General features: G+C 42.5%; 15 protein-coding genes and 1 riboswitch. Of the genes, 10 read left to right on the top strand and 5 right to left on the bottom strand.

Going from position 1 to position 23,625, the window contains the following annotated elements:
* Window positions 1-6: 6 nt before the first annotated feature.
* The 5 genes from DWX23_RS15875 to DWX23_RS15855 all read left to right on the top strand — a co-directional run bounded on the left by DWX23_RS15875 (window position 7) and on the right by DWX23_RS15855 (window position 9,967).
* Window positions 7-1,971 carry a S9 family peptidase gene (locus tag DWX23_RS15875; RefSeq protein WP_122375183.1) on the top strand — a complete coding sequence of 655 codons (1,965 nt, stop codon included), beginning with the start codon at window positions 7-9 and terminating at the stop codon, window positions 1,969-1,971.
* 454 nt (window positions 1,972-2,425) lie between these two features.
* Window positions 2,426-5,668 carry a TonB-dependent receptor gene (locus DWX23_RS15870; protein WP_122355200.1) on the top strand — a complete coding sequence of 1,081 codons (3,243 nt, stop codon included), beginning with the start codon at window positions 2,426-2,428 and terminating at the stop codon, window positions 5,666-5,668.
* Window positions 5,669-5,686: 18 nt separating this feature from the next.
* Window positions 5,687-7,603, top strand: coding sequence for a RagB/SusD family nutrient uptake outer membrane protein (locus DWX23_RS15865; RefSeq protein ID WP_122375182.1), 1,917 nt, complete (start codon window positions 5,687-5,689; stop codon window positions 7,601-7,603).
* A gap of 21 nt (window positions 7,604-7,624) precedes the next feature.
* Window positions 7,625-8,812 (top strand): DUF5000 domain-containing lipoprotein, encoded by a 1,188-nt coding sequence (locus tag DWX23_RS15860; RefSeq protein WP_122375181.1) that lies wholly within the window; start codon window positions 7,625-7,627, stop codon window positions 8,810-8,812.
* A 27-nt stretch (window positions 8,813-8,839) separates the two neighbouring features.
* Window positions 8,840-9,967, top strand: a complete 1,128-nt coding sequence (locus DWX23_RS15855; protein WP_122375180.1) for a DUF4998 domain-containing protein — start codon at window positions 8,840-8,842, stop codon at window positions 9,965-9,967.
* A 75-nt stretch (window positions 9,968-10,042) separates the two neighbouring features.
* On the opposite strand, the gene uxaC is transcribed toward DWX23_RS15855, so the two are convergent.
* The 3 genes from uxaC to DWX23_RS15840 are packed head-to-tail and all read right to left on the bottom strand — an operon-like array spanning window position 10,043 to window position 13,215.
* Window positions 10,043-11,446, bottom strand: coding sequence for a glucuronate isomerase (gene uxaC, locus DWX23_RS15850; RefSeq protein WP_122375179.1), 1,404 nt, complete (start codon window positions 11,444-11,446; stop codon window positions 10,043-10,045).
* 3 nt (window positions 11,447-11,449) lie between these two features.
* Window positions 11,450-12,118 carry a bifunctional 4-hydroxy-2-oxoglutarate aldolase/2-dehydro-3-deoxy-phosphogluconate aldolase gene (locus DWX23_RS15845; RefSeq protein ID WP_122355076.1) on the bottom strand — a complete coding sequence of 223 codons (669 nt, stop codon included), beginning with the start codon at window positions 12,116-12,118 and terminating at the stop codon, window positions 11,450-11,452.
* 53 nt (window positions 12,119-12,171) lie between these two features.
* Window positions 12,172-13,215, bottom strand: coding sequence for a sugar kinase (locus tag DWX23_RS15840; RefSeq protein WP_122355074.1), 1,044 nt, complete (start codon window positions 13,213-13,215; stop codon window positions 12,172-12,174).
* A gap of 320 nt (window positions 13,216-13,535) precedes the next feature.
* Here DWX23_RS15840 and DWX23_RS15835 point away from each other — a divergent pair, with 320 nt between their 5' ends.
* Window positions 13,536-13,982 carry a helix-turn-helix domain-containing protein gene (locus tag DWX23_RS15835; RefSeq protein ID WP_122375178.1) on the top strand — a complete coding sequence of 149 codons (447 nt, stop codon included), beginning with the start codon at window positions 13,536-13,538 and terminating at the stop codon, window positions 13,980-13,982.
* A 506-nt stretch (window positions 13,983-14,488) separates the two neighbouring features.
* Window positions 14,489-15,403: an Rpn family recombination-promoting nuclease/putative transposase gene (locus DWX23_RS15830; protein ID WP_122375177.1), complete on the top strand. Its 915-nt coding sequence runs from the start codon at window positions 14,489-14,491 to the stop codon at window positions 15,401-15,403.
* Between the two features lie 121 nt (window positions 15,404-15,524).
* Here DWX23_RS15830 and DWX23_RS15825 read toward each other — a convergent pair whose 3' ends face one another.
* Window positions 15,525-16,706: a DUF418 domain-containing protein gene (locus DWX23_RS15825; protein ID WP_122375176.1), complete on the bottom strand. Its 1,182-nt coding sequence runs from the start codon at window positions 16,704-16,706 to the stop codon at window positions 15,525-15,527.
* A 195-nt stretch (window positions 16,707-16,901) separates the two neighbouring features.
* On the opposite strand from DWX23_RS15825, the gene DWX23_RS15820 reads away from it, so the two are divergent.
* Together DWX23_RS15820 and DWX23_RS15815 are read left to right on the top strand one after the other, a co-directional pair.
* Window positions 16,902-17,234 (top strand): multidrug efflux SMR transporter, encoded by a 333-nt coding sequence (locus DWX23_RS15820; protein WP_122375175.1) that lies wholly within the window; start codon window positions 16,902-16,904, stop codon window positions 17,232-17,234.
* Window positions 17,235-17,308: 74 nt separating this feature from the next.
* Window positions 17,309-18,838 carry a BACON domain-containing protein gene (locus tag DWX23_RS15815; protein WP_122375174.1) on the top strand — a complete coding sequence of 510 codons (1,530 nt, stop codon included), beginning with the start codon at window positions 17,309-17,311 and terminating at the stop codon, window positions 18,836-18,838.
* Between the two features lie 63 nt (window positions 18,839-18,901).
* Here the strand turns inward: DWX23_RS15815 and ribB are convergent, their stop codons facing one another.
* Entirely contained in the window at window positions 18,902-19,534 is a 633-nt protein-coding gene (gene ribB / locus DWX23_RS15810; RefSeq protein WP_122375173.1) for a 3,4-dihydroxy-2-butanone-4-phosphate synthase, read from the bottom strand.
* A 124-nt stretch (window positions 19,535-19,658) separates the two neighbouring features.
* Window positions 19,659-19,785, bottom strand: a riboswitch (FMN riboswitch).
* 558 nt (window positions 19,786-20,343) lie between these two features.
* Between ribB and DWX23_RS15805 the strand changes: the two genes are divergently transcribed.
* The gene (locus DWX23_RS15805; protein ID WP_122375243.1) at window positions 20,344-23,625 is read left to right on the top strand and encodes a TonB-dependent receptor; all 3,282 of its coding nucleotides are present in this window, start codon (window positions 20,344-20,346) and stop codon (window positions 23,623-23,625) included.

The raw sequence follows: 23,625 nt of genomic DNA, 5'->3' as shown, positions 1-23,625 counted from the left end.
TTTATTATGAATAAACTAATAGTAGCTTTGATGCTGACGATGGCCTGTATGGCCTCGTCAGCTCAACAGAAGGCCTCCGACCTGGTATTGAAATTCCAGGGGAGGAATGTGGACATTGCTCCTTTCTTTGAAGACTTCCCTTATTCTCAGTTTTCATTGAGTGATGACGGGCAGAAGTTATTCTTTTTTAAAACCTCCAACCAGAATAAGTTGCAGTGGTTGGATATAACAAAGGAAAACGACTTGTCGAAGGCAACCGATGTTGTCGATCTCGACTTCTCTAAACGTAATTGCTGGCAACCTGTCTATAATGAGAAAGACGGGAATGTCTATTGGATCGGGGATGAGAACAACGAAGAGATCATCAATATCTACCGGAGCAATCTTCTTTCCCCTAAACCGGAAAAACTGACAAGTGTACCTTATATTTATGCTTGGGATTTTAACCCGGATAAAACAAAGATCGCTTATGTGGCGAGACTTGCCCAGAATGAAAAAAGACTGGATGAATTGCGTATTCTCGACCTGAAGACCGGTGCAGATGAATTGGTTTGCCAGGATAAACCGGATTTTCGTTATACCTGGGGCGATGTAAGCTGGCAACCGGACGGAAAAGGTTTGATGCTGCTGGCTTTGAAAGATGCCGACCGTACCTATGCAAATATTATTTATATCGATACGGAAACCAAACAGACAACAGTTCTGACCGACCCTTCCAAACCGGGTAGTTATGCAGGAACCTCTGTAATGGATAAATGGATATCCGGTGATGAATGTTTCTTCTTCTCCGATCAGGATGGATATAAGAACCTGTATCGTTTTGACCGCCGGACGATGAAAGCGAGCCAGGTGACTCATTTTACATCTGATATAGAAGATGCCCGTTTTGTAACGATCAAGAATGAGAAATATTTGTTCGTCTTGCAAAGTAACCCGATAGAAACATCATTGATGTTGATGGATATCAAAACCGGCAAGATGTTATACAAACAATCCTCCGATCTGTCTTTGTCTATCGGTGCGGTTCAGGGCGATCAGGTAAGTCTGCTGGCAAATTCTACTTCAGTAGTATTCCAGATTGTGAAGGCGGAGGTCGGTAAAAAAAGCATGAAGCTCTCTGTTGTATTCGATTTACCCGAGGCACTGAAAGATAAACTGGTTCACTCGGATGTGGAACGTCTTTCTATCCCGACTTTCGATGTGGATCCGGCTACCGGAAAAACACGTATGTTGCATGCTTATCTTTATAAGCCGAAGAATCCTCTTCCAAAAGGGAAGGAATTGATTATGATCGAATCTTTCTACGGTGGTGAGAACAGATATAATACGGAATATGAAATTTTCAATGCAGCAGGTATTACGGTTCTTAGCCCTTCTCCACGCGGTAGTGCAGGTTTCGGCCGTGATTTTGCAGCTATGAATGATAAAGATCTGGGTGGAAACGAGATCATCGATATTATTTATTGTGCGGATTATATCTCGAAAAAACTGGATGTTCCCGCGGAACGTATCGGAGTCTTTGGAATGAGCCACGGAGGGTATGCCACGATGCGTCTGGTCACATTCCCCGGCGAAGTAAATGGAAATAGAGCCTCTTTTAAATTCGGTTTTGGAATTGAGACAGCCGGTTTCTGTGATATTATTTACCAACATATGCATTCCAATATCCCTGACTGGACAGCTCTTGAGGCAGGTGATCCGGTGAAGGATGCAGCCCGGTTGATTGACCGTTCTCCTTTGTATCATGCCGAGAAACTGACCGGTCCTTTACTGTTGTTACATGGTAATCATGATAACCGTGTGGATATCGAAGGTTCGCGTTTGCTGGACCGTAAACTGACACATCTGAACCTCCCTCACCGCTATGTGGAATTCGAAGGGTTAGGACATGGTATAAAAGGTGTCGATAATAACCGGAAATTTTATTATGAATGTTTCCGCTTCCTGGATGAAATAGAGAGCGGGAAATAATAGCACTATAAGTTACTGTATGATAGTATAAAATAGAATTAAGTAAAAAGAGACTGTCTCAACAAAAATGAGATAGTCTCTTTTTGTTTTTATATCGTTCTTATGGAAATGGATTTTTAAAGGGAGGAGAGGACGTTTTTCTGAATATTAGTTCTATGAGAACTATTTCATATTAAATAATCTATCACATTATGAAAACAAAATTATATAAAAAATAATGTTAGAGCAAAACGCAAGCTGATAATATAACATTTGTTAACCATAAATCATCGTCATCATTCTTATAAACAGGGTTTGTATATTTCCACATACTCCTTGATTTTACTTATTGGTCTAATATATAGCTAGTTATTTGTATGCCATAGTTCTCATAGAACTGCGGTGATTAAATGATTTATTCATTATACAATTCTTAGACCTATATTTATTTATTAACCTTAAATTGGTAAGTGTGATGATTAGATTGCGAAAGATGCATGGCGATAAATGCCATCTGTTTCAGAAAATTCAGTGCACAAAGCCGGGAATATATTCATATGGATGGATATTACCGGTATTTTTATTAACAATTGCGTGGGTACCATCCGGGGAACTAAAAGCCGAAATCTCCCCTGTGGTATCAAATGTTCAACAAACGTCAAAGTTCAAAGGGAAAATCTCTGATGCGGGGGGAGAGCCTTTACCTGGTGCGACAGTACAGATAAAAGGCAGTACGAAAGGAGTTATTGCCGATATGGATGGTAACTTTGAATTTGATGATTGTCCTCTTAATAGCACCCTGGTTGTTTCGTATATCGGTATGGAAACCAAGGAAATTAAGTATACCGGGCAGAAAATCCTGAATGTCGTACTGGAATCGAAGGCGGACGAGCTGGAAGAAGTAACGGTCGTTGCTTTTGCCAAACAAAAAAAAGAAAGTGTGGTATCCGCCATTACGACAGTGAAACCGACGGAGTTAAAAATCCCGAGCAGTAACCTGACAACGGCTTTTGCCGGTCGTGTTGCCGGATTGATCTCCTATCAGACAAGTGGTGAGCCGGGACAGGATAACGCCAGTTTCTTTATCCGTGGTATTACGACTTTTGGTGCTGAGGCAAAGAAAGATCCGCTTATTCTGATCGACGGTATTGAATTGAGTACGGATGACCTGGCCCGTTTGAATACAGATGATATTGCCAGCTTTTCGATCATGAAAGACGCTACGGCTACGGCATTATACGGTGCACGCGGAGCGAATGGCGTAATCTCCGTTACAACGAAAGAAGGTAGAGAAGGAAAAGTAACCATTAACGCCCGTGTGGAAAACTCATTCTCATCTCCGACCAAAAAAATCGGTCTGACCAATCCTGTTACTTATATGCGGATGCAGAATGAAGCGATTAAAACCCGTGACCCACTGGGATTGGCTTTATATTCTGAAGAAAAAATAACGATGACCGAACGTGGATTATATCCCGATATCTTCCCGACAACGGACTGGTATGATACCATGTTCAACGATGTGATCTCCAACCAGCGTGCCAATCTGAGCCTTAGCGGTGGTGGAACGGTTGCCCGTTATTATGTGGCTGCCAATGTGTCGAAAGACAATGGTAACATGAAAGTCGATAAAAGAAATAATTTTAATTCCAATATCAGTCTGATGAAATATTCGATCCGTTCGAATATCAATATCAACCTGACAAAAACGACGGAGTTGGTATTGCGTATGAGCGGAACGTTCGATGAATATACAGGACCTATCGGCGGCGGTTCTTTCATGTACAAGGAAGTGATGATGGCCAATCCCGTATTGTTCAAACCTTATTATGAACCGGATGAACAGTACGCATATTCCAAGCATATCTTATTCGGTAACTATGGTGCCGGTAATTATGTAAATCCGTATGCACAGGCTTTGAAGGGATATAATGATTACAGTAAGAATACGATGCTGGTTCAGTTCGAGGGTAAGCAGAAGTTGGATATGTTGACCGAAGGGCTTGCTATCCGTGCAAAGATTAATATAGACCGCTATTCCGAATATTCGGTAAACCGTGCTTATGATCCTTTCTTCTATAACATATCATCTTATAACCTGCTGGATAGTTCGTATAAATTGAATCGTTTGAATCCGAGTACCGGTACGGAGTGGATTAATTATAACCCGGGAAACAGATATGTAAATACGAACTTCTACCTGGAAGGAGCAGCGGAATACACCCGTAATTTTGACAAACATGGAGTAAATGGCTTGCTGGTTTATACGATGCAAAGTAAAAAGACCGGTATAGCCGATAACCTCCAATTATCTTTACCTGGTCGTAATATCGGTTTGGCCGGACGTGCAGCCTATAATTATGACGGACGTTATTTCGGTGAATTTGTTTTTGGATACAATGGTTCGGAACGTTTCTCCAAAAATAACCGTTGGGGGTTCTTTCCTTCTGTAGCCGGCGGCTGGATGCTCTCGAAAGAAAGCTTTTTCGAACCTCTGAAGAATGTGTTCGATCAGTTTAAATTCAAGGCATCTTATGGATTAACAGGGCAGGATCAGATTGGGGATGGCAATGACCGGTTCTATTATCTGTCGCAAGTGACTTTGAATAGCGACAAACGGAAAGTGAATTGGGGTACTCAATTGAATTATAATCCGGGAGGAATTATTGTAGACCGCTATGCCAATGATGAAATCGGATGGGAAAAATCCTATAAGCTGAATGTGGGAGCGGAGATGCGTACGGTATTCGGACTTTCGGCTAATATTGAATATTTTACGGAACGACGGGAAAATATTTTGCTGAACCGTATCATTCCGAATACAATGGGTATCATTCCTGATGTAAAGGCTAATTTGGGAAAGGCAAAAGGAAAAGGTGTGGATATGGAACTCAACTATGAGAAGAGTTTCAATAAAGATTTATGGATCACAGGACGCGGAACATTAACCTACGCAACGAGCGAAGCGGTAGAATGGGAAGAGCCGGATTACAGCGAGACTCCCTGGTTGTCGAAAGTAGGAAAATCGTTGACCCAAACCTGGGGATATATAGCAGAACGTCTGTTTGTGGATGAAGAGGAGGTAAGGAATTCTCCCACCCAATTCGGTGAATATATGGCCGGTGATATCAAATATCGTGATGTAAACGGTGACGGTAAAATCTCGGAATTGGATAAAGTGCCTATCGGTTATCCGACGACGCCGGAGATCAACTATGGTTTCGGTCTGTCGGTAGGTTATAAAGGAGTAGATGCTTCTTTCTTTTTCCAGGGATCGGGACGTCAGTCTTTCTGGCTGGATCTTAAAAAGATTACTCCGTTCTTGGATGGAGATGCGGGAGATAACGATCAGGATAATTTGTTGGGACAAAATGCTGTACTGGACGTGATAGCCAATAGCTATTGGTCTGAAAACAACAGGAACCCTTATGCTTTCTGGCCCCGTCTGGCTAATCAAACAGTTGAAAATAATAATCAGACAAGTACCTGGTTTATGCAGGATGCTACTTTCCTCCGGTTGAAATCGGTTGAAATCGGCTATACCGTGCCAAGAGATTTAGTGAAGAAGTTCAAGGTTCAGAACTTACGTTTTTATGTGAGCGGAACCAACTTGCTTTGCTGGAGCAAATTCAAACTATGGGATCCTGAAATGGCGGGTAACGGATTAGGTTATCCTGTTCAGCGTGTGATCAATGTGGGACTTAATTTAGGATTCTAATTTAATAAAACGGAAAATATGAAATCGATATATCAATATTTAATATATATATGCACTGCTTTTTCAATAGCCTCCTGTAACTATCTGGATGTTGTCCCGGACAATGTTCCGACATTGGATAATGCTTTCTCAGACCGGTATACAGCTGAACAATATCTGGCTACCTGTTATTGGGGAATGCCTAAGTCGGCCGGATGGAATGAAAATCCGGGAATATTCGGATCGCTGGAAATGATCTTCAATAAAGAAGGAAGTACAGAGAATGGTATGAAATTCGGGTTGGGTACCGATAGTCCGACCAGTGCTTTGATCAATTATTGGGGCGGCACAGGCGACATGATCCGTTCTTTGTATGCAGGTATTCGTGAGTGTAATACCTTTATGGAAGGAATTGTCGGTGTAAAAGATCTGAACCAGTACGAGATCAGGCGTATGATTGCAGAAGTGAAACTGATCAAAGCCTATATGCACTTCTACCTGCTGACCTATTACGGACCGATCTGTCCGTTGCGTGAAAATATACCGGTGAACGAATCGACGCAAGGTGTCAGGGTATATCGTGAAAAAGTCGATGATTGCTTTTCCTATATCCTGGAATTATTGGATGAGGTAATAGAAGGCGATCCGCTTCCTCTGGTGATTGAAAACCAGACAAGTGAATTAGGCCGTTTTGCTCGTCCGGCAGCATATATGCTGAAAGCAAAAGTTTTGACCTATTGGGCCAGTCCGTTGTATAACGGGAATACGGATTACAACAGTTTCCGTAATCATAACGGAGAACCGTTCTTTAATCAGACGTATGATGAGACACGTTGGCAAAAAGCAGCGGAGGCTTGTAAAGAAGCAGTCAATATTTGTGAAAGTGCCGGTATCCGTCTATACCAGACTTCCGATTATGTGGCTACTAAAACTCTTTCGGATGAAACCCGGTTGGTGCAGACTCTGCGTGGCTCTGTAAGTGACCGCTGGAATTGTGAGCTGGTATGGGGAAATTCTTCTTATCCGCTGAATGACGGTCTGCAGGGACAGTGTATCTGTTATCTGGAACAGGCAACCTCTCTGAGCTATGGGACACGTATGAGTGTTTCGATGGCAACGGTCGAACAGTTCTATTCCAAGAACGGTGTACCCATCGAAGAAGATAAAAATTATGATTATTCGAACCGTTTCAATGTACGGACCGGAGACGAGGATCATAAATATTATATCCAGAAGGGTGAGCAGACTGCGGCTATGAACTTTGACCGTGAACCTCGTTTTTATTCGACATTAGGTTTTGACCGTGGTAAATGGTATGGAAACTCATATAAAAATGTGCCGGATGACGATGCAGAATGTCTGTATCCCAAAAACCGGTTCGGTGAATTTTCATCGGTAGCCAATCCGGGTAATTATAATGCGACAGGTTATTGGCCGAAGAAGCTGGTTTCGATCAACTCCAGTTTCCGTAATGCCAATGATATCAGCTGGGAAAACTTTGCTTTCCCGGACATGCGTTTTGCCGACCTTCTCTTACTATGCGCCGAAGCTTTGAATGAGTCGAAAGATGCTCCCGATGCGGAAGTTTATAAGTATATAGATATGGTACGCGAACGTGCCGGTTTGAAAGGGGTGGTAGAAAGCTGGCAGAAATATTCGAACCAGGCTAGTAAACCGTCGACCAAAGCAGGGATGCGTGAAATCATCCAGCGTGAACGTAAGATCGAACTGGCTTGTGAAGGTGTTTATTATTGGGACAGCCGCCGCTGGAAAACAGCCCAGAAAGAGCAGAACCGTCTGATACAGGGTTGGAATGTCAATGCCAAAGAGGTCGTGGATTATTATACTTTGACTACGGTCTATACGCAGTCATTTACTTATAAAAACTATTTTGCCCCGATACCAGAATCTGATATTGTGAATAATCCGCAATTGGTACAGAATCCGGGGTGGTAATTAATAATGTAATACAGAATTATGAAAACGAAATATTATTTCAGTATGCTGACTTCGGTTCTATTGCTTTGCTCTTGTTCGGAAAAGACACTGGAACCTATAACCGGAAGTCTGGGAAAACCCGGAGTGGTGACCGATGTAAATGTGGAACCGATAGCCGGTGGTGCCGTTGTTTCTTATCGCATTCCCAATTCGGAGGATATCCTGGCTGTAAAAGCCGTTTATACGCTTACGAATGGAAAAGAGACGGAAAGAGTCGCTTCTTTTTATGAGAATAAGATCAAAATAGAAGGATATAACGATACCATCCCGAATAAGGCGAATATTTATGTGATCAATCGTGCTCAGGAATTGTCGGATCCTGTGGAAGTGACTTTTACTCCGTTGGAGTCTTCTTTGAGCAAAGCCATCAAGACAATATCGATCGTACAGGATTTTGGCGGTGCCCAATATAACTGGCGGAATGAAGACAAAGCTCCCTTGACGATGGAGTTTCTTGCACAGGATTCCCTGGGGCAAATGCAGACTATGCGTATTATGACTTCGGAAGCTGATTCGAACCGTTATAGCTTGCGCGGCTATAAAGCCGAGCCTCGTTATTTCGGGATGATCATGCGGGATAACTTTGACAACGCTTCCGATACTATTTTCCCTTCGGAAGGTCAGATAACACCGCTTTTCGAAGAAAAACTGAATAAAAAGAAAATGGTCGTTATGAAGTTGGGATCTGATGCCAGCTTTACGAACTGGGAGGGGATGGACAGCTATCTGATCGACGACGACCATGATACTTTCGGCCATTCGGCATCCAATTCCATGCCTGCCGCATTTACCATCGATCTGGGATGTATAGCGAAACCCAGCCGTGTCGTGATGTTCCAGCGTAAATATTCCGATTCGTATTATAACTGGGGAAATCCGTTGGATTTCGAGGTGTATGTGTTCAAAGGAACAGGAACACCTTCTCAGAGCGGTGACTGGAGTGAATGGGAAAAAGTGATGGATTGCCTGATTGTCAAACCTTCCGGATCTCCGAGTGGAACAGTAACGGATGAAGATGTTACAGCTGCTGAAGAAGGGCATGAGTTTGCTTTTGAGTTATCACAGGAACCGATACGTTATATCCGCATTAGTATATTGAATACTTGGGGTGGTTCTTCCTTCTGTCACCCCGCTGATGTAGATATATATGGGGAAGTGGTTGAATAGTATAAATTAAAAAGGAATATATAAACCATGAAAAGAATATATAGTTTATTAGTATTTATTGCATGCACTCTCCTGATTACTTCCTGTGAAGATTTTATGGATGTGCATAAAGAATATATTGAAGGCGGAGAGATCATTTATGCTCCTAAACCGGATTCAATAGCGTTTATTGCGGGAAAAGAGCGTATTCTGTTTTTTTGCAGGGCATATAATTCTCCGAACGTGAAATCGGTGAATCTGTATTGGAACGACGGATTGGATTCGTTGCTTATTCCGGTATCCTTTAATTCAAGTTATGACAGCATCGAGGTCGTATTGGATAACATGGAAGAGAAGTCATATACATTCACAGTACAACTGGTGGATAATTTCGACCATCGTTCTTTGTCTGTAACGGACTTCGGAACTTCCTATGGTGAGAATTATCTGGCAACGCTAATGGATCGTCGTATAAAAAATATCTCGCTTACGGACAAGGGTGCGTCGGTGGAATGGTATTCCGCTGCGGAAGGCTTATTGGCCAATGAGGTCAGATACATAAAGAATGATGGTATGGAAAGTATTATCCGGATGCCGTCGGAAGAATATACAACATTCTGTCCGGATGCCAAGGCGGGTGAAGAGTTTGAGTTTCGTTCTTTATTCATTCCGGAAGAAGAGTCGATCGATACTTTCTATACGGCATGGAGTAAGTATGACGAGGCTTTTCCTGCCGAATACAAGTTCGACCGTAGCGGCTGGAAGGTAACCGTTTCCGATGAAACAGCCAGCGACGGTGGTGGAAAAGACGCGATTATTGACGGAAAACTGGATACCTGGTGGCACTCCAATTATACGGATGGTGATACGCCTCTGCCGCATTGGGCTGTTATAGATATGGAATCACCGAAAGAAATGTCGAAAATAGAAGTTTATCGCCGTTCCGGTACCACCGATACGAAAAGTGTTGAAATTTATGTAGGAAATAGTCCGGATGCCAATGCTACAGATTGGGTTCAGTTGGTAACCGGAGTGTTCGGCGATGGTGATAGTTTGGAATTACCCATTCCCGGATCCATAGATACAAGCCAGGGCCGTTATCTTAAAATTCTCTTGCCAGATAGTAACCGTGAACCTTTTACTAACATTGCAGAAGTGTATATTTATGGCAAGTGATCGTTTTTCATAGTACTAATTTAAGTATTGAAGTACGCCAAAAGAATAATCGATTGGCGTACTTCTTTTATTTTATCAGAATCCGAAATACTCTTTCGCATTCTGATAGCTGATATCTTCTACCATCTTGCCGATGAAAGGAATTTCAGAAACAGGCAATTCGCCGTTTTCTACCTCCTTACCCAGCATATTGCAAAGGATACGGCGGAAATATTCGTGACGCGGATAAGACAGGAAACTGCGTGAATCGGTCAACATACCGACAAAGCGGCTCAATAAGCCCAGGTCGGAAAGTGTATTCATCTGAGCTTCCATACCGTGTATCTGATCGAGGAACCACCAGCCTGCACCATACTGCATCTTGCCCGGCTGTGAGCCGTCATTGAAGCTGTAAGCTGTAGTCATCATGACAGCGCTGTCTTTCGGATTCAGGTTGTAGAAGATCGACTTCGCCAACATTCCTTCTTCTTCCAGGCGGCTCAGGAAATGGATCATCGGAACCGCAACCGGTGCATCGTCGATCGCATCGTATCCGGTATCAGGACCTAACAGTTTGAACATACGGGCATTGTTGTTGCGCGTCGGACCGATGTGGAACTGCTGTACCCAGTCGGTTTTTGCATCCATAACAGCCAGCTCATACAGGATGGCAGAACGGAATTTATCCACTTCTTCAGCCGTTAAAGCCTTGTTCATACGTGCTTTCATGAAGATCGCTTCGATTTCGGCATTCGTATACGATGCGGCATAGAACGTGGTCAGACCGTGGTCGGACACGCGGCAGCCTTCGGCAGCAAAATAATCGTGACGTTTCTGCAAAGCACCCAGCAGATCCTTGAAAGAAAGGATTGTCGTGTCGGATGCCGCTTCCAGTTTACCAAGATATTCGTTGTAGGCAACCGTATTGTCGATCGCCATCGCTTTGTCCGGACGCCAGGTAGGAAGAACTTTGGTCTTCAACGGGGTGTTGCGGATGGCTTTGTGATATTCCAGCGAATCGACCGGATCGTCGGTCGTACAGACTACCTCTACATTCATGCGCTCCATGATGGCTTGTGCACGGAATTCCGGGGTTTGCAGTTTGGCGGTACATTCGTCGTATATTTCGCGTGCCGTGGAAGGATTCAACACCTTGTCGACACCGAATATGCGGCTCAGTTCCAGATGAGTCCAGTGGTAAAGCGGGTTACGCATCGCATGTTGCAGCGTGTCTGCCCATTTCTGGAATTTCTCAAAAGCCGGTTTATTGCCGGTAATATATTCTTCGGGAACACCGTTTGCACGCATGGCACGCCATTTGTAATGGTCTCCGCCCAGCCAAATCTCTGTCAGGTCGGCAAATTGATAATTGTCGGCTATTTGTTGCGGGATCAAATGACAGTGATAGTCGATGATCGGCATTTTTTCTGCATGCTCGTGGTACAGCTTTTGTGCTGTTTCCGTCTGTAGCAGGAAATCTGAATCAAGAAATGGTTTCATAACTTAACGGTATTTTTTGATGATCTCTAATGCATTGACACAAAGGTCTGTGATTGCTTTCCAGTCTTTCGCTGCGATCGCTTCTTTCGGGAATAGTTTGGAACCCATACCCACGCAGGTAACGCCGGCCTTGAACCAGCCTGACAGGTTCTCTTCTGTCGGTTCTACAGCTCCGGTTGCCATGATCAGCGACCAGGGCATCGGCGCTTTCATATTCTTTACGAAGGAAGGGCCGCCTACGTTTCCGGCAGGGAATACCTTGCACAGGTCGCATCCTACTTCCTGGGCAAAACCGATCTCGGAAACAGAACCGCATCCCGGAGTATAAGGAACCAGACGGCGGTTACATACTTTTGCAATTTCCGGATTGAACAACGGGCCTACCACGAAGTTTGCTCCCAGTTGCAGGAACAATGCGGCAGTAGCCGGATCGACGATTGAACCGATACCCAGGATCATTTCCGGACATTCTTTTGCTGCATATTTTACGAGTTCGGCAAATACTTCGTGCGCAAAATCACCACGGTTTGTGAATTCGAATGCACGGACACCACCATCGTAACAAGCTTTCACTACTTGTTTCGCTGTTTCTATATCACTATTGTAGTAAACAGGTACCATGCCGGTGCTGATCATCGCATTCAATACCTGTAATTTATTAAATCTGGCCATAATTATGTATATTCTTAATATATTACTGTCAACTGTCAATTTTCAACTGTCAACTATCTTGAAACGCGTCCTGACCCGTCGCCTTCCATCAGTTTTTCCACTTCGTCGACAGTAACCTGGTTGAAGTCGCCGTAGATGGTATGTTTCAGGCAAGAAGCGGCAACAGCAAAGTCGAGCGCTTTCTGGTCGTCAGTCGTATAAGTAAGCAGACCGTAGATCAGGCCGCCCATGAAAGAGTCACCGCCACCGACACGGTCGACGATGTGGGTAATATCGTAACGGCGAGACTGATACAGTTTGCCATCCGCATATAAAACGCCTCCCCATGTATTGTGGTTGGCATTGATAGAACCGCGCAAGGTGATGATCACTTTCTTTGCGCGTGGGAATTTAGCCATCAGCTGTGTACATACCGATTCAAATTCGGCAGCATTCACCTGACCTTCAGTCTGTGCCACATCGAAACCTTCCGGCTTGATACCGAATACCTTTTCCGCATCTTCCTCGTTGCCCAGGATCACATCGCAACCGGCAACCAGTTCGGGCATTACTTCAGAAGCCTTCTTTCCGTATTTCCAGAGATTTTTGCGGTAGTTCAGGTCGCAGGATACAGGTACGCCCAGTTTATTGGCAGCCTGAATCGCTTCCAGACAGGCATCGGCAGCACCTTGTGAGATAGCCGGAGTGATACCGGTCCAGTGGAACCAGGAAGCATCTTTCAGTACTTCTTCCCAGTTGATCATTCCCGGTTCTATTTCAGCGATAGAAGAATGAGCACGGTCGTAAACAACCTTACTGGCGCGGGCTACGGCTCCTGTTTCCAGGAAATAGATACCCAGACGGTCGCCTCCGTAAACGATGTGAGAGGTTCCGACACCATATTTACGTAAATCCATTACGCAGGCACGTGCAATATCATTTTTCGGCAAACGGGTAACGAACTCAGTGTCGATTCCATAATTTGCCAACGATACGGCAACGTTTGCTTCGCCACCTCCGAAGGTAGCATTCAGTTGATTTGTCTGATTGAAACGGAGATAATCTGGTGTGGCCAGTCTAAGCATTATCTCTCCAAAGGTGATTACTTTTTTATCCATGGCATAAACTTTTATATTCCAGTGCAAAAGTAGTAGATTATATTTAATATCCTACAATGTGTGTGCGAAAACATTTGCACAAAATGGAATTAAAACAGGCATGTCTTGTTTATATTCTGCGTTAAGAACGATTTCCCTTTCCTGTTCCTTATATTGAATGGCTATAGCGGCTTTATTTGTAAAATACTATCGGAGTGTGAGTGTTTTACTCTTTGATGCAATGAGAAAAAAAGCGGAACGTTCTGTTATATCCTTGCATCTTCATCGAAATATGGAGATTTGTTCATATATTTGTTTCACTCTTAAAATAAGATAATAATATGAATACGGAAAATGTAAAGGATAGGAATGTTCATCAGGGTGCTAATGTCAGAAGGATACGTCGGTATGAGGGTATGAAACAGGAAACGTTGGCCAATGAATTGGGCGTCAACCAACAGTGTATTTCCCGACTGGAACAGCAGCCTGTAATAAAAAAAGAATATATGGATAAAATTGCGGCTATCCTGAAAGTTACACCGGAAGTTATTGAAAATATGGAAGAAGCACCAATTTCTGTAATTTTTGAGAATAATAAATTCGAAAGTGGAAGTAATAATAATGCTATAGGCTGTAATAACGGTGAAATAAATGACAATAGGCAAATTCATCCTGTAGAACAAATTCTCGAACTTACCAAACAGAACGCCTCCTTATACGAACGTATGATGGCTAATGAAAAAGAGAAAGTAGCCTTATTGGAGAAGTTAGTGAACGAGAAGAAATAAATAGAAAAATGTAATATCATCTATCATACTATCATTATTCTGTGTAAGTGATATATAATCAGTTTGTTATTTTATGATAGTTCCCGTTTTTAACTATCATTCAACTATCATAGGACTATCATTGCCTATTTTGAAAGTTGAATAGACAGTGTCTTTTCTTGAATGATTATATAGTTAAAAGTCAGAGATATAATAATTAATGTTGTTTGACATCCGGGTCTCAATATCCTCGACACCCGGGTGTGAGCATCGTCGGGATGGGGGTGTGAAAAGGGCTAAGACGGGCATCCCGGCAACAAAAAGCAACTACTTTCATGAAAATAGATTATAGTTTCCGGATAAAAAAGTAAGAGGAAGATTCGAATGGAAGTAGGGTATCCGCTAACGGGATGCGTTTTTTAATGAGTGGGATGAGGCGTTATGATATAAAAAAGGGCCGAATGTGTCTATTCATCCATGAAAGATGTATATCTTTGTGAATTACGTAACACATAAAACACTTAATTATGAAAAATTCAGATCCGAAAGCCATGGCAGAGAATGAAAGAAAAGAATTGCAGGACCGGTATATCCGTTTCGATTGGGCCATCAAACGTTTATTGCGTCAGAAGGCCAACTTCGATGTGCTTAACGGCTTCCTGACCGTCATGCTGCGGGAAGAGGTCAGTATCCTTGAAATTCTCGAAAGCGAGAGCAATCAGGAAAGTGCCGACGACAAATTCAATCGTGTCGATATCAAAGCCTTGAACAGTAAAGGTGAGGTTATCATCGTTGAAATCCAGAACACTCGCGAAGTTCATTATCTCGAACGCATTCTTTATGGTGTAGCCAAAGCCATCACCGAGCATATCTCGCTGGGTGAAGGTTATCAGAAAGTGAAGAAAGTGTACTCCATCAGTATCCTTTATTTTGACCTCGGTGTGGGTACGGATTATTTCTACCACGGGCAGAATCATTTCACAGGTGTGCATACCGGCGACCGTTTGCGAATCAACATGCGCGACCGTGATGCCGTCATCACCCGCCTGCCGGCTGAGATCTTCCCCGAGTATATCCTGATCCGTGTAAACGAGTTCGACAAAGTTGCCTCGACACCTCTGGACGAATGGATCAAATACCTGAAAGACGGTACGATCCGTCCCGACACGACAACGCCGGGTCTTCGTGAAGCACGTGAAAAGCTGAAATACTATTCGATGTCTTCGCAGGAACGTCATGCGTATGATGAACACCTGAATGTGATCATGATCCAGAACGACGTGCTCGATACCGCCAAATGGGAAGGCCGGATCGAGGGGCTTGCCGAAGGAAAAGCGGAAGCCTTACACCAGACAGCTGCCAATATGAAATGTATGGGTATGAAAATTACCGACATTGCAAAATGTACGGGATTGCCGGTTGAGGAGATAGAGAAGCTATAGAATGTGAAATATTTTTCAGTTGACAGTTGACAAGTGATAGTTACTTCGGCTTTCGGTAGATTTATTTATCTGGCATGAAGTTTAACTGTCATTTGTCAACTGTCAACTTTTGAAATGAATATTATTTGTAATTGATCCAGGTCAGTTTATGCCATATGCCTTCCAGTGGTCCTTGTTTATGTCCCTTCAACCACCATTTACAGAAACTAACCTGCAACAGAAACAAAACGAAACCGATCAGCAGACTGACTGTGTATCCGCAATAAGGAGCCAGGTATAATCCGAACGGGAAATAGATGATAGCTCCCAGAATAGACTGAGAGATATAGTTTGTCAGACTCATTTTTCCGTAAAAACGCAAGCCTGAAGTCAGTTTCTTGAATGATTCTTTCTGATAAAGCAGGACGAAAGAGGAAACCAATACGGCTGTGAAAGCAAATTTCTGCCACATATCCAGGATGACACCGACTGTTTGTTTTATCATAACGGCGTCGCTGTTATCATACAGCGTCACTTTTAGCTGGTAAAGCGGGCAGAACAGGATCGCAGAGACGATAAGCGCCTTTACCCAGAAACGGGTGTTGTTGTCGGAAGTAACGAACAGTTGCTTTCTGCCGATCAGTAATCCCAGCATAAATAACCCGGCTGTTTGCAGGAAGCGTCCGGCACCGATCGCCCAGAACAAACTGGCTTTCTGTCCCAACGTAATATTGCCCCAGATGAATTTCCAGAAATTACCTTCTTTGGTATATTCGGCAACTTCCTTATACATATCGCCGACCCCCAGATTCGGTAAGGTATATTCCGAATTGAACAGGCTGGCGATGTAATGGAACCATTCGACAGGTTGCAGCAACAGGATGATCGCAGTGATCAGCACGGCTTTGTCGCTCCATTTGCGGACGAGGAAGAGGAATAGTCCGACTACGCAGAATAGTAATAACACATCTCCTGCCGGGAAAAAGGCTGCGTTCAGCGTTGCGAAAATGGTCAGCAAAAGCAAGCGCCAGAGGAAACGGTATCCGAAGTCTTTCCCTTTTATCTGTTGGTTGGTATATTGAATGTAAAATGTGAAGCCGAATAGCAACGAAAAAATAGCATACGCTTTCCCCGCAAAAAGTGAGAAGGTAACACTGAACACGCCTTCGTCCAGGATATTCAGCCATTCCGGTTGACTGGCAGGGTCGGGATATACCGGGAAGATAAAGTGTTCCAGATTATGAACAAGAATAATTGCTAATACAGCAAAACCGCGCAGGGCGTCTACCACCTCGATGCGGGGAATTTTAGAAAGAGTTTGCATATCGATTGTTTTTCATTGATTGATAGATTCACGGCAAATATAGGTATAAATTGGAAAAATGCTGTCGAAATGTACGGTCTTTGTTCCATAATGTTTACTATCTTTAGATAATCTTTGTTGTTGAATTTACCATAGGATAATTTTTATCCGGTTCCAACCTGCTAATTTTGCACTGCAAAATAGAAATATCAAGTTATGAAGCAATTTATTTTTCTGTTTCTGGCGATAATGCTGGAGGTGGTAGGAACAAGTGGGTTGAAAGCATCTGCTCAATTTACAAAGCTAGTGCCGTCGGTGATCACGGTAATTGCTTATGTTTGTGCTTTTTATTTTCTGGGATTGACGCTGAAGACGCTTCCTGTGGGAATTGCTTACGCGATTTGGTCGGGAGTAGGGGTTGTTCTGATTTCCCTTATCGGACTCCTCTTTTTCAAACAGTCTCTGGATTTGCCGGCAGTGGCCGGACTGGGGTTGATTATAGCCGGGGTTATAATCATTAATATATTTTCAAAGTCGGTTTCTCATTAGGATATGTAACATTGTATGAAATATTTTATAACTTGGCTGCGGTTTATTTATCTGATATATTAATTCTTTACATAATGAAACGCAGACTTCCTTTATATTTAGTGCTTTTTCTTTTACTGACAACTTTGCTGATTTCCTGTAGTGGGCTTGAAAGAGAAAAAGATACGCTTAAACTGGATAAAACTTCCATGACTATCAATCAGGAAGGAGGAAATGAGTATCTGACTCTTAAAAGCAACGGTCCGTGGCAGGTACAGGATGTCCCTGACTGGATTTCGATGGACAGAACGTCGGGTGACTATTCGGACGGTATTACGTTAGAGGTGGCAGAAAATCCGGAAAATGGTCGTCGAAAGGCCTCTTTGCTATTTATCCGGGGAAAAGCCAGCGAGGCATTGGAGGTCGAACAGTTGGGGCTGGATGAGGTCGCTCCTTTTATAGAATTGGATACTTACATGCTGAATTCAAGCAGCTTGGTTAGCAGTTTCCGGGTAAAACTGACTACCAACCGCCCCTGGAAATTGTACTTTGCTCCGGATTGGATCACTGTTACACCTTCTTCCGGCGATCAATCGACCGAGATAACGGTTTCCATAGCCGAAAATCGTAATTTGGAGGGGAGGGAGTCGGTTGTTGTATTTCAGGGTGAATCTGAAAATAAGCCGTTGAAGGTTAGTCAACAGGGACTTGGTGATATGGTCATATCGCCGGGATTATTTATCTTCCATTTTGAGAGGATGAGATATGATTCAAAATTAAATCAGTTGGAAGGATGGGCTAATTATTTGTTTATTAATCCTTCTATACAAGATGATATCTATCTGGGTAATCTTGTTTGTCCAGCAGCTCAGTCCAATACATATATACCCGGCTTTTCCGGATATACATACAATCCGATAACCGTTTCGACATCTTCACCGGCCGTTTCCGAAGTCATGAAAACCTATCTTCCTTCGTTGTCGGAACAGGATGCTTTTGCCCGGCAGATCGCAGAACAAATAACCAACGGGGAAGGTGGAGCTATTATTGAAAGTTTAAAAGGATCGTCATTTTATAATCATAAGCAATTGCATGTGATCGGCATGATTAATCTGGGTGTGAAGCTGGATGAACTTGTGTCAGGAGCATCTTATATGGAAAAAGATATGCCCCGGAAGTACGGACTTATTTATTCTTTCAAACGAACATTCTTTAGCTTGGATATGGATATTCCTGAAAAACTGATACAGGAGGAATTAAAAGAGGCAGATAGGGAAAAAGGAGCGGCATATGTTTCGTCGGTTACTTACGGCAGGGTCGGTTTGCTGATTGTCGAGTCGGATGCAGATCCGGGAGAGGTACAAGCGGTTATAGATAAGCTGATGGGAAATAAACCTTTATCGCAGCAGGAGACAGAACTGCTTTCAGTAACAGATATTTACTATGTTTATTTCGATAAAGACAAGAACGTACAAATCGAAAAAGGCGGTCAAGAGGTTGTAACTGCTTATAAAGAAGCTATACGTATAGGAACAGATGGTATTTATCCCGTCGAATTTAGTTTGGCTAATTATATGGATAATTCCCCTTATACGTTTTCGTTCGTTTATATGCCGGGGAAATAAAATATGCAGATGACACGGATTAACTTGTCTGATCCGTGTCATCTGCATGCCATTTAAGTCTGACTAGCATGTTCTGTATTTACATATATCATCTACGGATACGACCGTCATGTCATGTAATGTGGCAAAGCGAATGATTTCGGGAAGTCGGGCCATCGTTCCGTCCTCGTTGGTTAATTCACATAAAACGGCTGTATCGCCCAATCCGGCAAGTTTGACCAGGTCGACGCTTCCTTCCGTATGTCCTCTTCTTTCCAGCACTCCGTTTTCTTTGGCCTGTAAGGGAAAAACGTGTCCCGGGTGTGACAGGTCTTCCGGTTTTGCATCAGGTGCAATAGCTGTTTTGATCGTTTGTATCCTGTTGGCTGCCGATACGCCGGTGGTAACTCCCTCTCTGGCTTCTATCGAGATGGTGAATGCGGTCTGATTCTTACTTGTGTTCTCTCCTACCATCTGACGTAATCCGAGTGAGTCGCATTTTTCAGGGGTGAGGCAGAGACAGACGATACCGCTGCATTCGCGTATCATTAATGCCATATCTTTTACCGTCATTTTTTCTGCGGAATAAATAATGTCGCCTTCATTTTCCCTATTCTCGTCATCGACAAGTAGAATTCCCTTGCCTGCCTGTAAGTAACTGATTGCTTTTTCTACACGTGCTTTGTAATCGATGCCGAAATCTTTGATCGTTTTCATTTTCAAACCCTGTTTTTAAGTAGTTGTTTATAATTAAGGTATTACAACAGGGCTGGAAGGTATTACATATAACATTCTCCTACATATATAAATATATAGGCAGATATTATATTATACATTATAATGTCTTCTTCTCTCATCCAGACTTTAACTGTCGGTTCCGGAATTACACCAGATCAGTCCCCTGTGATACAGAGGAGTCGCGGACTGTCACCGCCGGTAGGGAATTACGCCCTGCCCCGAAGAATACTCACCACAAAAGTAACAAGAATTAGGAAATGTGAGAATATGAAACGGTTAAAAATGTTTGAATTCTGATTTAAGTATCGATTTGATAATGGAAGAATATTTTGCCGAAGCTATTTTACTGATACTTACATGGTCCCCTTGAATGTTGATGTTTGTGTGGAATGAGAGACATTGTGAAAATATCTCTAGTTCTGAAAGAACTCTGTTTAGTCGAGACAAATATATTAAAATATTTACTTAAACATGATTTAATTATATAAAAATGTGGTGGCATGGTCCAATTTTAACAAATGGAATAGGTGTATGTGCAGAATGCTCTAAAAATAAATCAAGAAATTGATACCATACCTTACAATTTATAAGCTCAATGGAATGAAGCTGGTACCCTGTATATAAATATGTCGATGTAGGGACAGAGTTCTTTCAGAACTAGATAAAAAACAACAAGCAAATGAGAATAAAAAGTACGCCAAATTTCATAGTATGAGAATGAATATAAGTGATCATACGCAGGACTGACGCCCTTTTTATAAAAGATGTATTCTTTAAATTATAACTTTATGTTGAAAAAAACTAAATTAGTAAGTCTAATGCTACTGGCGGGAGTTTTAACTGTTCCCGTAGGAGTTTCTGCGGATATAACGCCGGAGAGACCGTCAGTAAGTCTGGCCCAACAAAATGGGAAGGTCACATGTGTGGTAGAGGATTCATTCGGCCCTGTGGTCGGAGCTTCAGTTATTATTAAAGGAACAACCAACGGAAATGTGACCGACATGGATGGTAAGGTTGTACTGGAAGATGTAAAGAAAGGAGATGTTATCCAGATTTCATACATCGGATATGCAACACAGGAAATTACGTATACAGGACAACCTTCAGTCTCTGTAAAACTAAAGGAAGACTCACAAGCTTTGGAGGAAGTGGTGGTCGTAGGATACGGCACACAGAAAAAAGAGAATTTGACCGGTGCTGTAGCGCAGGTTGCAGGCGATGTTTTGGAAAACCGTCCTATTACGAATGTGGGACAAGGGCTGCAGGGGGTTGTACCCAACTTGAATGTAACGATGAGTAAAGGAGGGGCTCCGGGAAGTAGCTCTGATTTTAATATTCGTGGTAATAACTCTATTAATGGCGGTAGCCCACTGGTGCTGGTAGATAATGTCCAAATGGATGCTAACCTTGTTAATCCGGATGATATTGCCTCTATTTCTGTTTTAAAGGATGCTGCATCTGCCGCTATCTATGGCGCTCGTGCTGCTTATGGCGTTATCCTGATTACGACAAAGAAAGGTAAAAGTGAACAAAAGCCTCAGATTTCCGTATCTGCAAGCGGTTATTGGCAAAGTCCGGCATTAAGGATGCATAATATTAACTCTCTGGATTATCTGGAAATGAGAGATATTGCAGCAGCAAATAGTGGAATGAGTTCTTTGATCACTCCGGGACAGTTGGATTACGTAAAGGCTTATATGAATGGCTCTTACAAATATCCGGAATATTTCGATCAATCGCAAGATCAAAGTAGATGGCTTTATTGTGGTAACACTGACTGGTTTAATGAGCTGTACAAAACAAGCTTTTCACAACAATACAACGTTAATATCAGTGGTGGAGATTCAAAAACCACGTATTATGGTTCAGTCGGTTTTGCAGACCAGAATGGTATTTTGAAAACTGCTGATGATAATTACAAGAAACTTAATGCCACATTGAATCTTTCTTCGCAATTGACAAAATGGCTGCAGGTAAGTGCTAAAATCACAGATAACTATTCTACGGAGGATCACCCTATTACTAACTCTACGGCAGGAATTGATGCTTATGGTGGTATGTTGAAAAATGACTTAAGTCCGTTGATGCCTGTACGTTTCGGGCATACCGGCAGACTGGTTTACAGTCCTGGTGCGGCTGCTATTAATGATTCCGGTTTAGGTATCCAGACCTCAGGCGATTATGTTTATGAAGATGAGGGTGTTAATAACTACTCCGGGCAGAATGGAAACACGAATCCAGCTGCTGTCGGAGATTTAGGAGGCTATACGAAATATAAAGTCAACGATATATGGTTAACTGGTGCCGTGAAGCTTACTCCGTTAGAAGGGTTGGTTATTAATGCAGATTATACATATAATATATATAGCAAGAATTCTTCAGAGGTTCAGCGGACATTTACTGATTATACAGCAGTTGCCGGAACCGAAGCTCTTTATGGTTGGACAAAGCCGAGTTATGCCAATTATACGACTAATGAAGATTATTACTATGCTTTCAACGCATTTGCAGAATATACCAAATCATTCTTGGATAATACGCATAATTTCAAAATTATGGCTGGTTATAACCAGGAGAAAAAGTCTAACAAAAAATATAATGCTAAGCGCACAAACCTGATTGTTGAAGATATTCCTGACTTGGATTTGGCTACAGGCGAACAGAGTATGTCTTCAGAAGATACTTATTGGGCTATTAATGGTTTCTTCTTCCGTTTCAATTACAACTATAAACAACGTTATCTGCTTGAAGTAAACGGACGTTATGACGGTTCATCCAAGTTTGCGAAAGATCATCGTTATGCTTTCTTTCCATCTGTTTCTGCTGCATGGCGTATTTCAGAAGAAAACTTCTGGCAACCGTTGAAAGGTTGGTGGAATGACATGAAGATTCGTGGATCTTACGGTTCATTAGGTAATCAGGTTATGGATGATTTGGGCAATTTCCCTTATTTAGCAACTTATGGAACAAACTCATCTTATAATTATTTGATCAACGGTTCCAAACCCGTTATTGTAAAAGCTCCGGGACTTGTTGCTTCTGATTTTACCTGGGAGACTGTTACTCAAATGGACTTTGGTTTTGATGCTTCATTTTTAAGTAATCGTTTGACCGGATCATTTGACTGGTACCGTCGTAATACGAAAGATATGTTGGTAGCAGGAGCAACTTTACCCGCAACGCTGGGAGCGAGTGTTCCTAAAAGCAATTCTGCTGATATGAAGACGATTGGATGGGAACTTTCTTTAGGTTGGAACGACCGGTTAGAAAACGGACTCTCTTATTGGGTAAAAGGTGTTTTATCCGACTATCAGGCAACAATTACCAAATATGCTGGAAATGATGCTGGTTTCTATTCACAGAGCGATGATGATGGTAAGTATTATGTAGGACAGAAGATCGGCGAAATCTGGGGGTATCATTCAAATGGTCTTTTCCAATCGGATGCTGAAGCAGCTGCAGCAGACCAAAGTGAGCTTTATGCAGGTAAATGGGGTGCCGGTGATGTAAAATACGAAGATTTGGATGGTGATGGTAAAATAACAAAAGGTGAGGAAACAATCTATAATCCCGGTGATAAGAGTATTATAGGTAATAAAACACCTCGTTATCAGTTTGGTCTTACTGTCGGGTTTGATTATAAGAATTTTGATTTTGAAATGTTCTGGCAAGGAACAGGAAAGCGTGATTATATGCTGAGTGGCGCTCAGTTCTGGGGTTTCACCAGCCAGTGGGATGTTCCGTATACTCCGGCTTTGGATTATTGGACTGAGACGAATACGAACGCTTATTTCCCAAGACCGGGATGGCAAAATGGCGGTAACAGGGTGACAAGCGATCGTTATTTGCAAAGTGCAGCTTATGGACGTTTGAAAAATTTGACGGTAGGTTATACAATCCCGAAGAATCTGACAGCCAAATGGGGTATTTCTCGTCTGAGGTTATATGTAACAGGAGAAAACTTGCTGACTATCACTCCGCTGAATGATGCATTCGACCCTGAGACTCTGGGTGGTTTGACATACCCGATTAACAGAAAAGTTGCAATTGGATTAAATTTAACACTGTAA

This window comes from Parabacteroides sp. AF18-52, from assembly GCF_003479145.1.
GTDB lineage: Bacteria > Bacteroidota > Bacteroidia > Bacteroidales > Tannerellaceae > Parabacteroides > Parabacteroides faecis.
This window is presented reverse-complemented; position numbering and strand designations above follow the sequence as displayed.

Bases quoted from the DNA above. Each gene is read 5' to 3' on its own strand.
- ribB (WP_122375173.1), bottom strand. From the start codon at position 19,534: ATGAAAACGATCAAAGATTTCGGCATCGATTACAAAGCACGTGTAGAA.
- DWX23_RS15870 (WP_122355200.1), top strand. From the start codon at position 2,426: ATGATTAGATTGCGAAAGATGCATGGCGATAAATGCCATCTGTTTCAG.
- DWX23_RS15860 (WP_122375181.1), top strand. From the start codon at position 7,625: ATGAAAACGAAATATTATTTCAGTATGCTGACTTCGGTTCTATTGCTT.
- DWX23_RS15830 (WP_122375177.1), top strand. From the start codon at position 14,489: ATGAAAAATTCAGATCCGAAAGCCATGGCAGAGAATGAAAGAAAAGAA.
- DWX23_RS15815 (WP_122375174.1), top strand. From the start codon at position 17,309: ATGAAACGCAGACTTCCTTTATATTTAGTGCTTTTTCTTTTACTGACA.
- DWX23_RS15840 (WP_122355074.1), bottom strand. From the start codon at position 13,215: ATGGATAAAAAAGTAATCACCTTTGGAGAGATAATGCTTAGACTGGCC.
- DWX23_RS15855 (WP_122375180.1), top strand. From the start codon at position 8,840: ATGAAAAGAATATATAGTTTATTAGTATTTATTGCATGCACTCTCCTG.
- DWX23_RS15865 (WP_122375182.1), top strand. From the start codon at position 5,687: ATGAAATCGATATATCAATATTTAATATATATATGCACTGCTTTTTCA.
- DWX23_RS15835 (WP_122375178.1), top strand. From the start codon at position 13,536: ATGAATACGGAAAATGTAAAGGATAGGAATGTTCATCAGGGTGCTAAT.
- DWX23_RS15805 (WP_122375243.1), top strand. From the start codon at position 20,344: ATGTTGAAAAAAACTAAATTAGTAAGTCTAATGCTACTGGCGGGAGTT.
- DWX23_RS15820 (WP_122375175.1), top strand. From the start codon at position 16,902: ATGAAGCAATTTATTTTTCTGTTTCTGGCGATAATGCTGGAGGTGGTA.
- uxaC (WP_122375179.1), bottom strand. From the start codon at position 11,446: ATGAAACCATTTCTTGATTCAGATTTCCTGCTACAGACGGAAACAGCA.
- DWX23_RS15825 (WP_122375176.1), bottom strand. From the start codon at position 16,706: ATGCAAACTCTTTCTAAAATTCCCCGCATCGAGGTGGTAGACGCCCTG.
- DWX23_RS15875 (WP_122375183.1), top strand. From the start codon at position 7: ATGAATAAACTAATAGTAGCTTTGATGCTGACGATGGCCTGTATGGCC.
- DWX23_RS15845 (WP_122355076.1), bottom strand. From the start codon at position 12,118: ATGGCCAGATTTAATAAATTACAGGTATTGAATGCGATGATCAGCACC.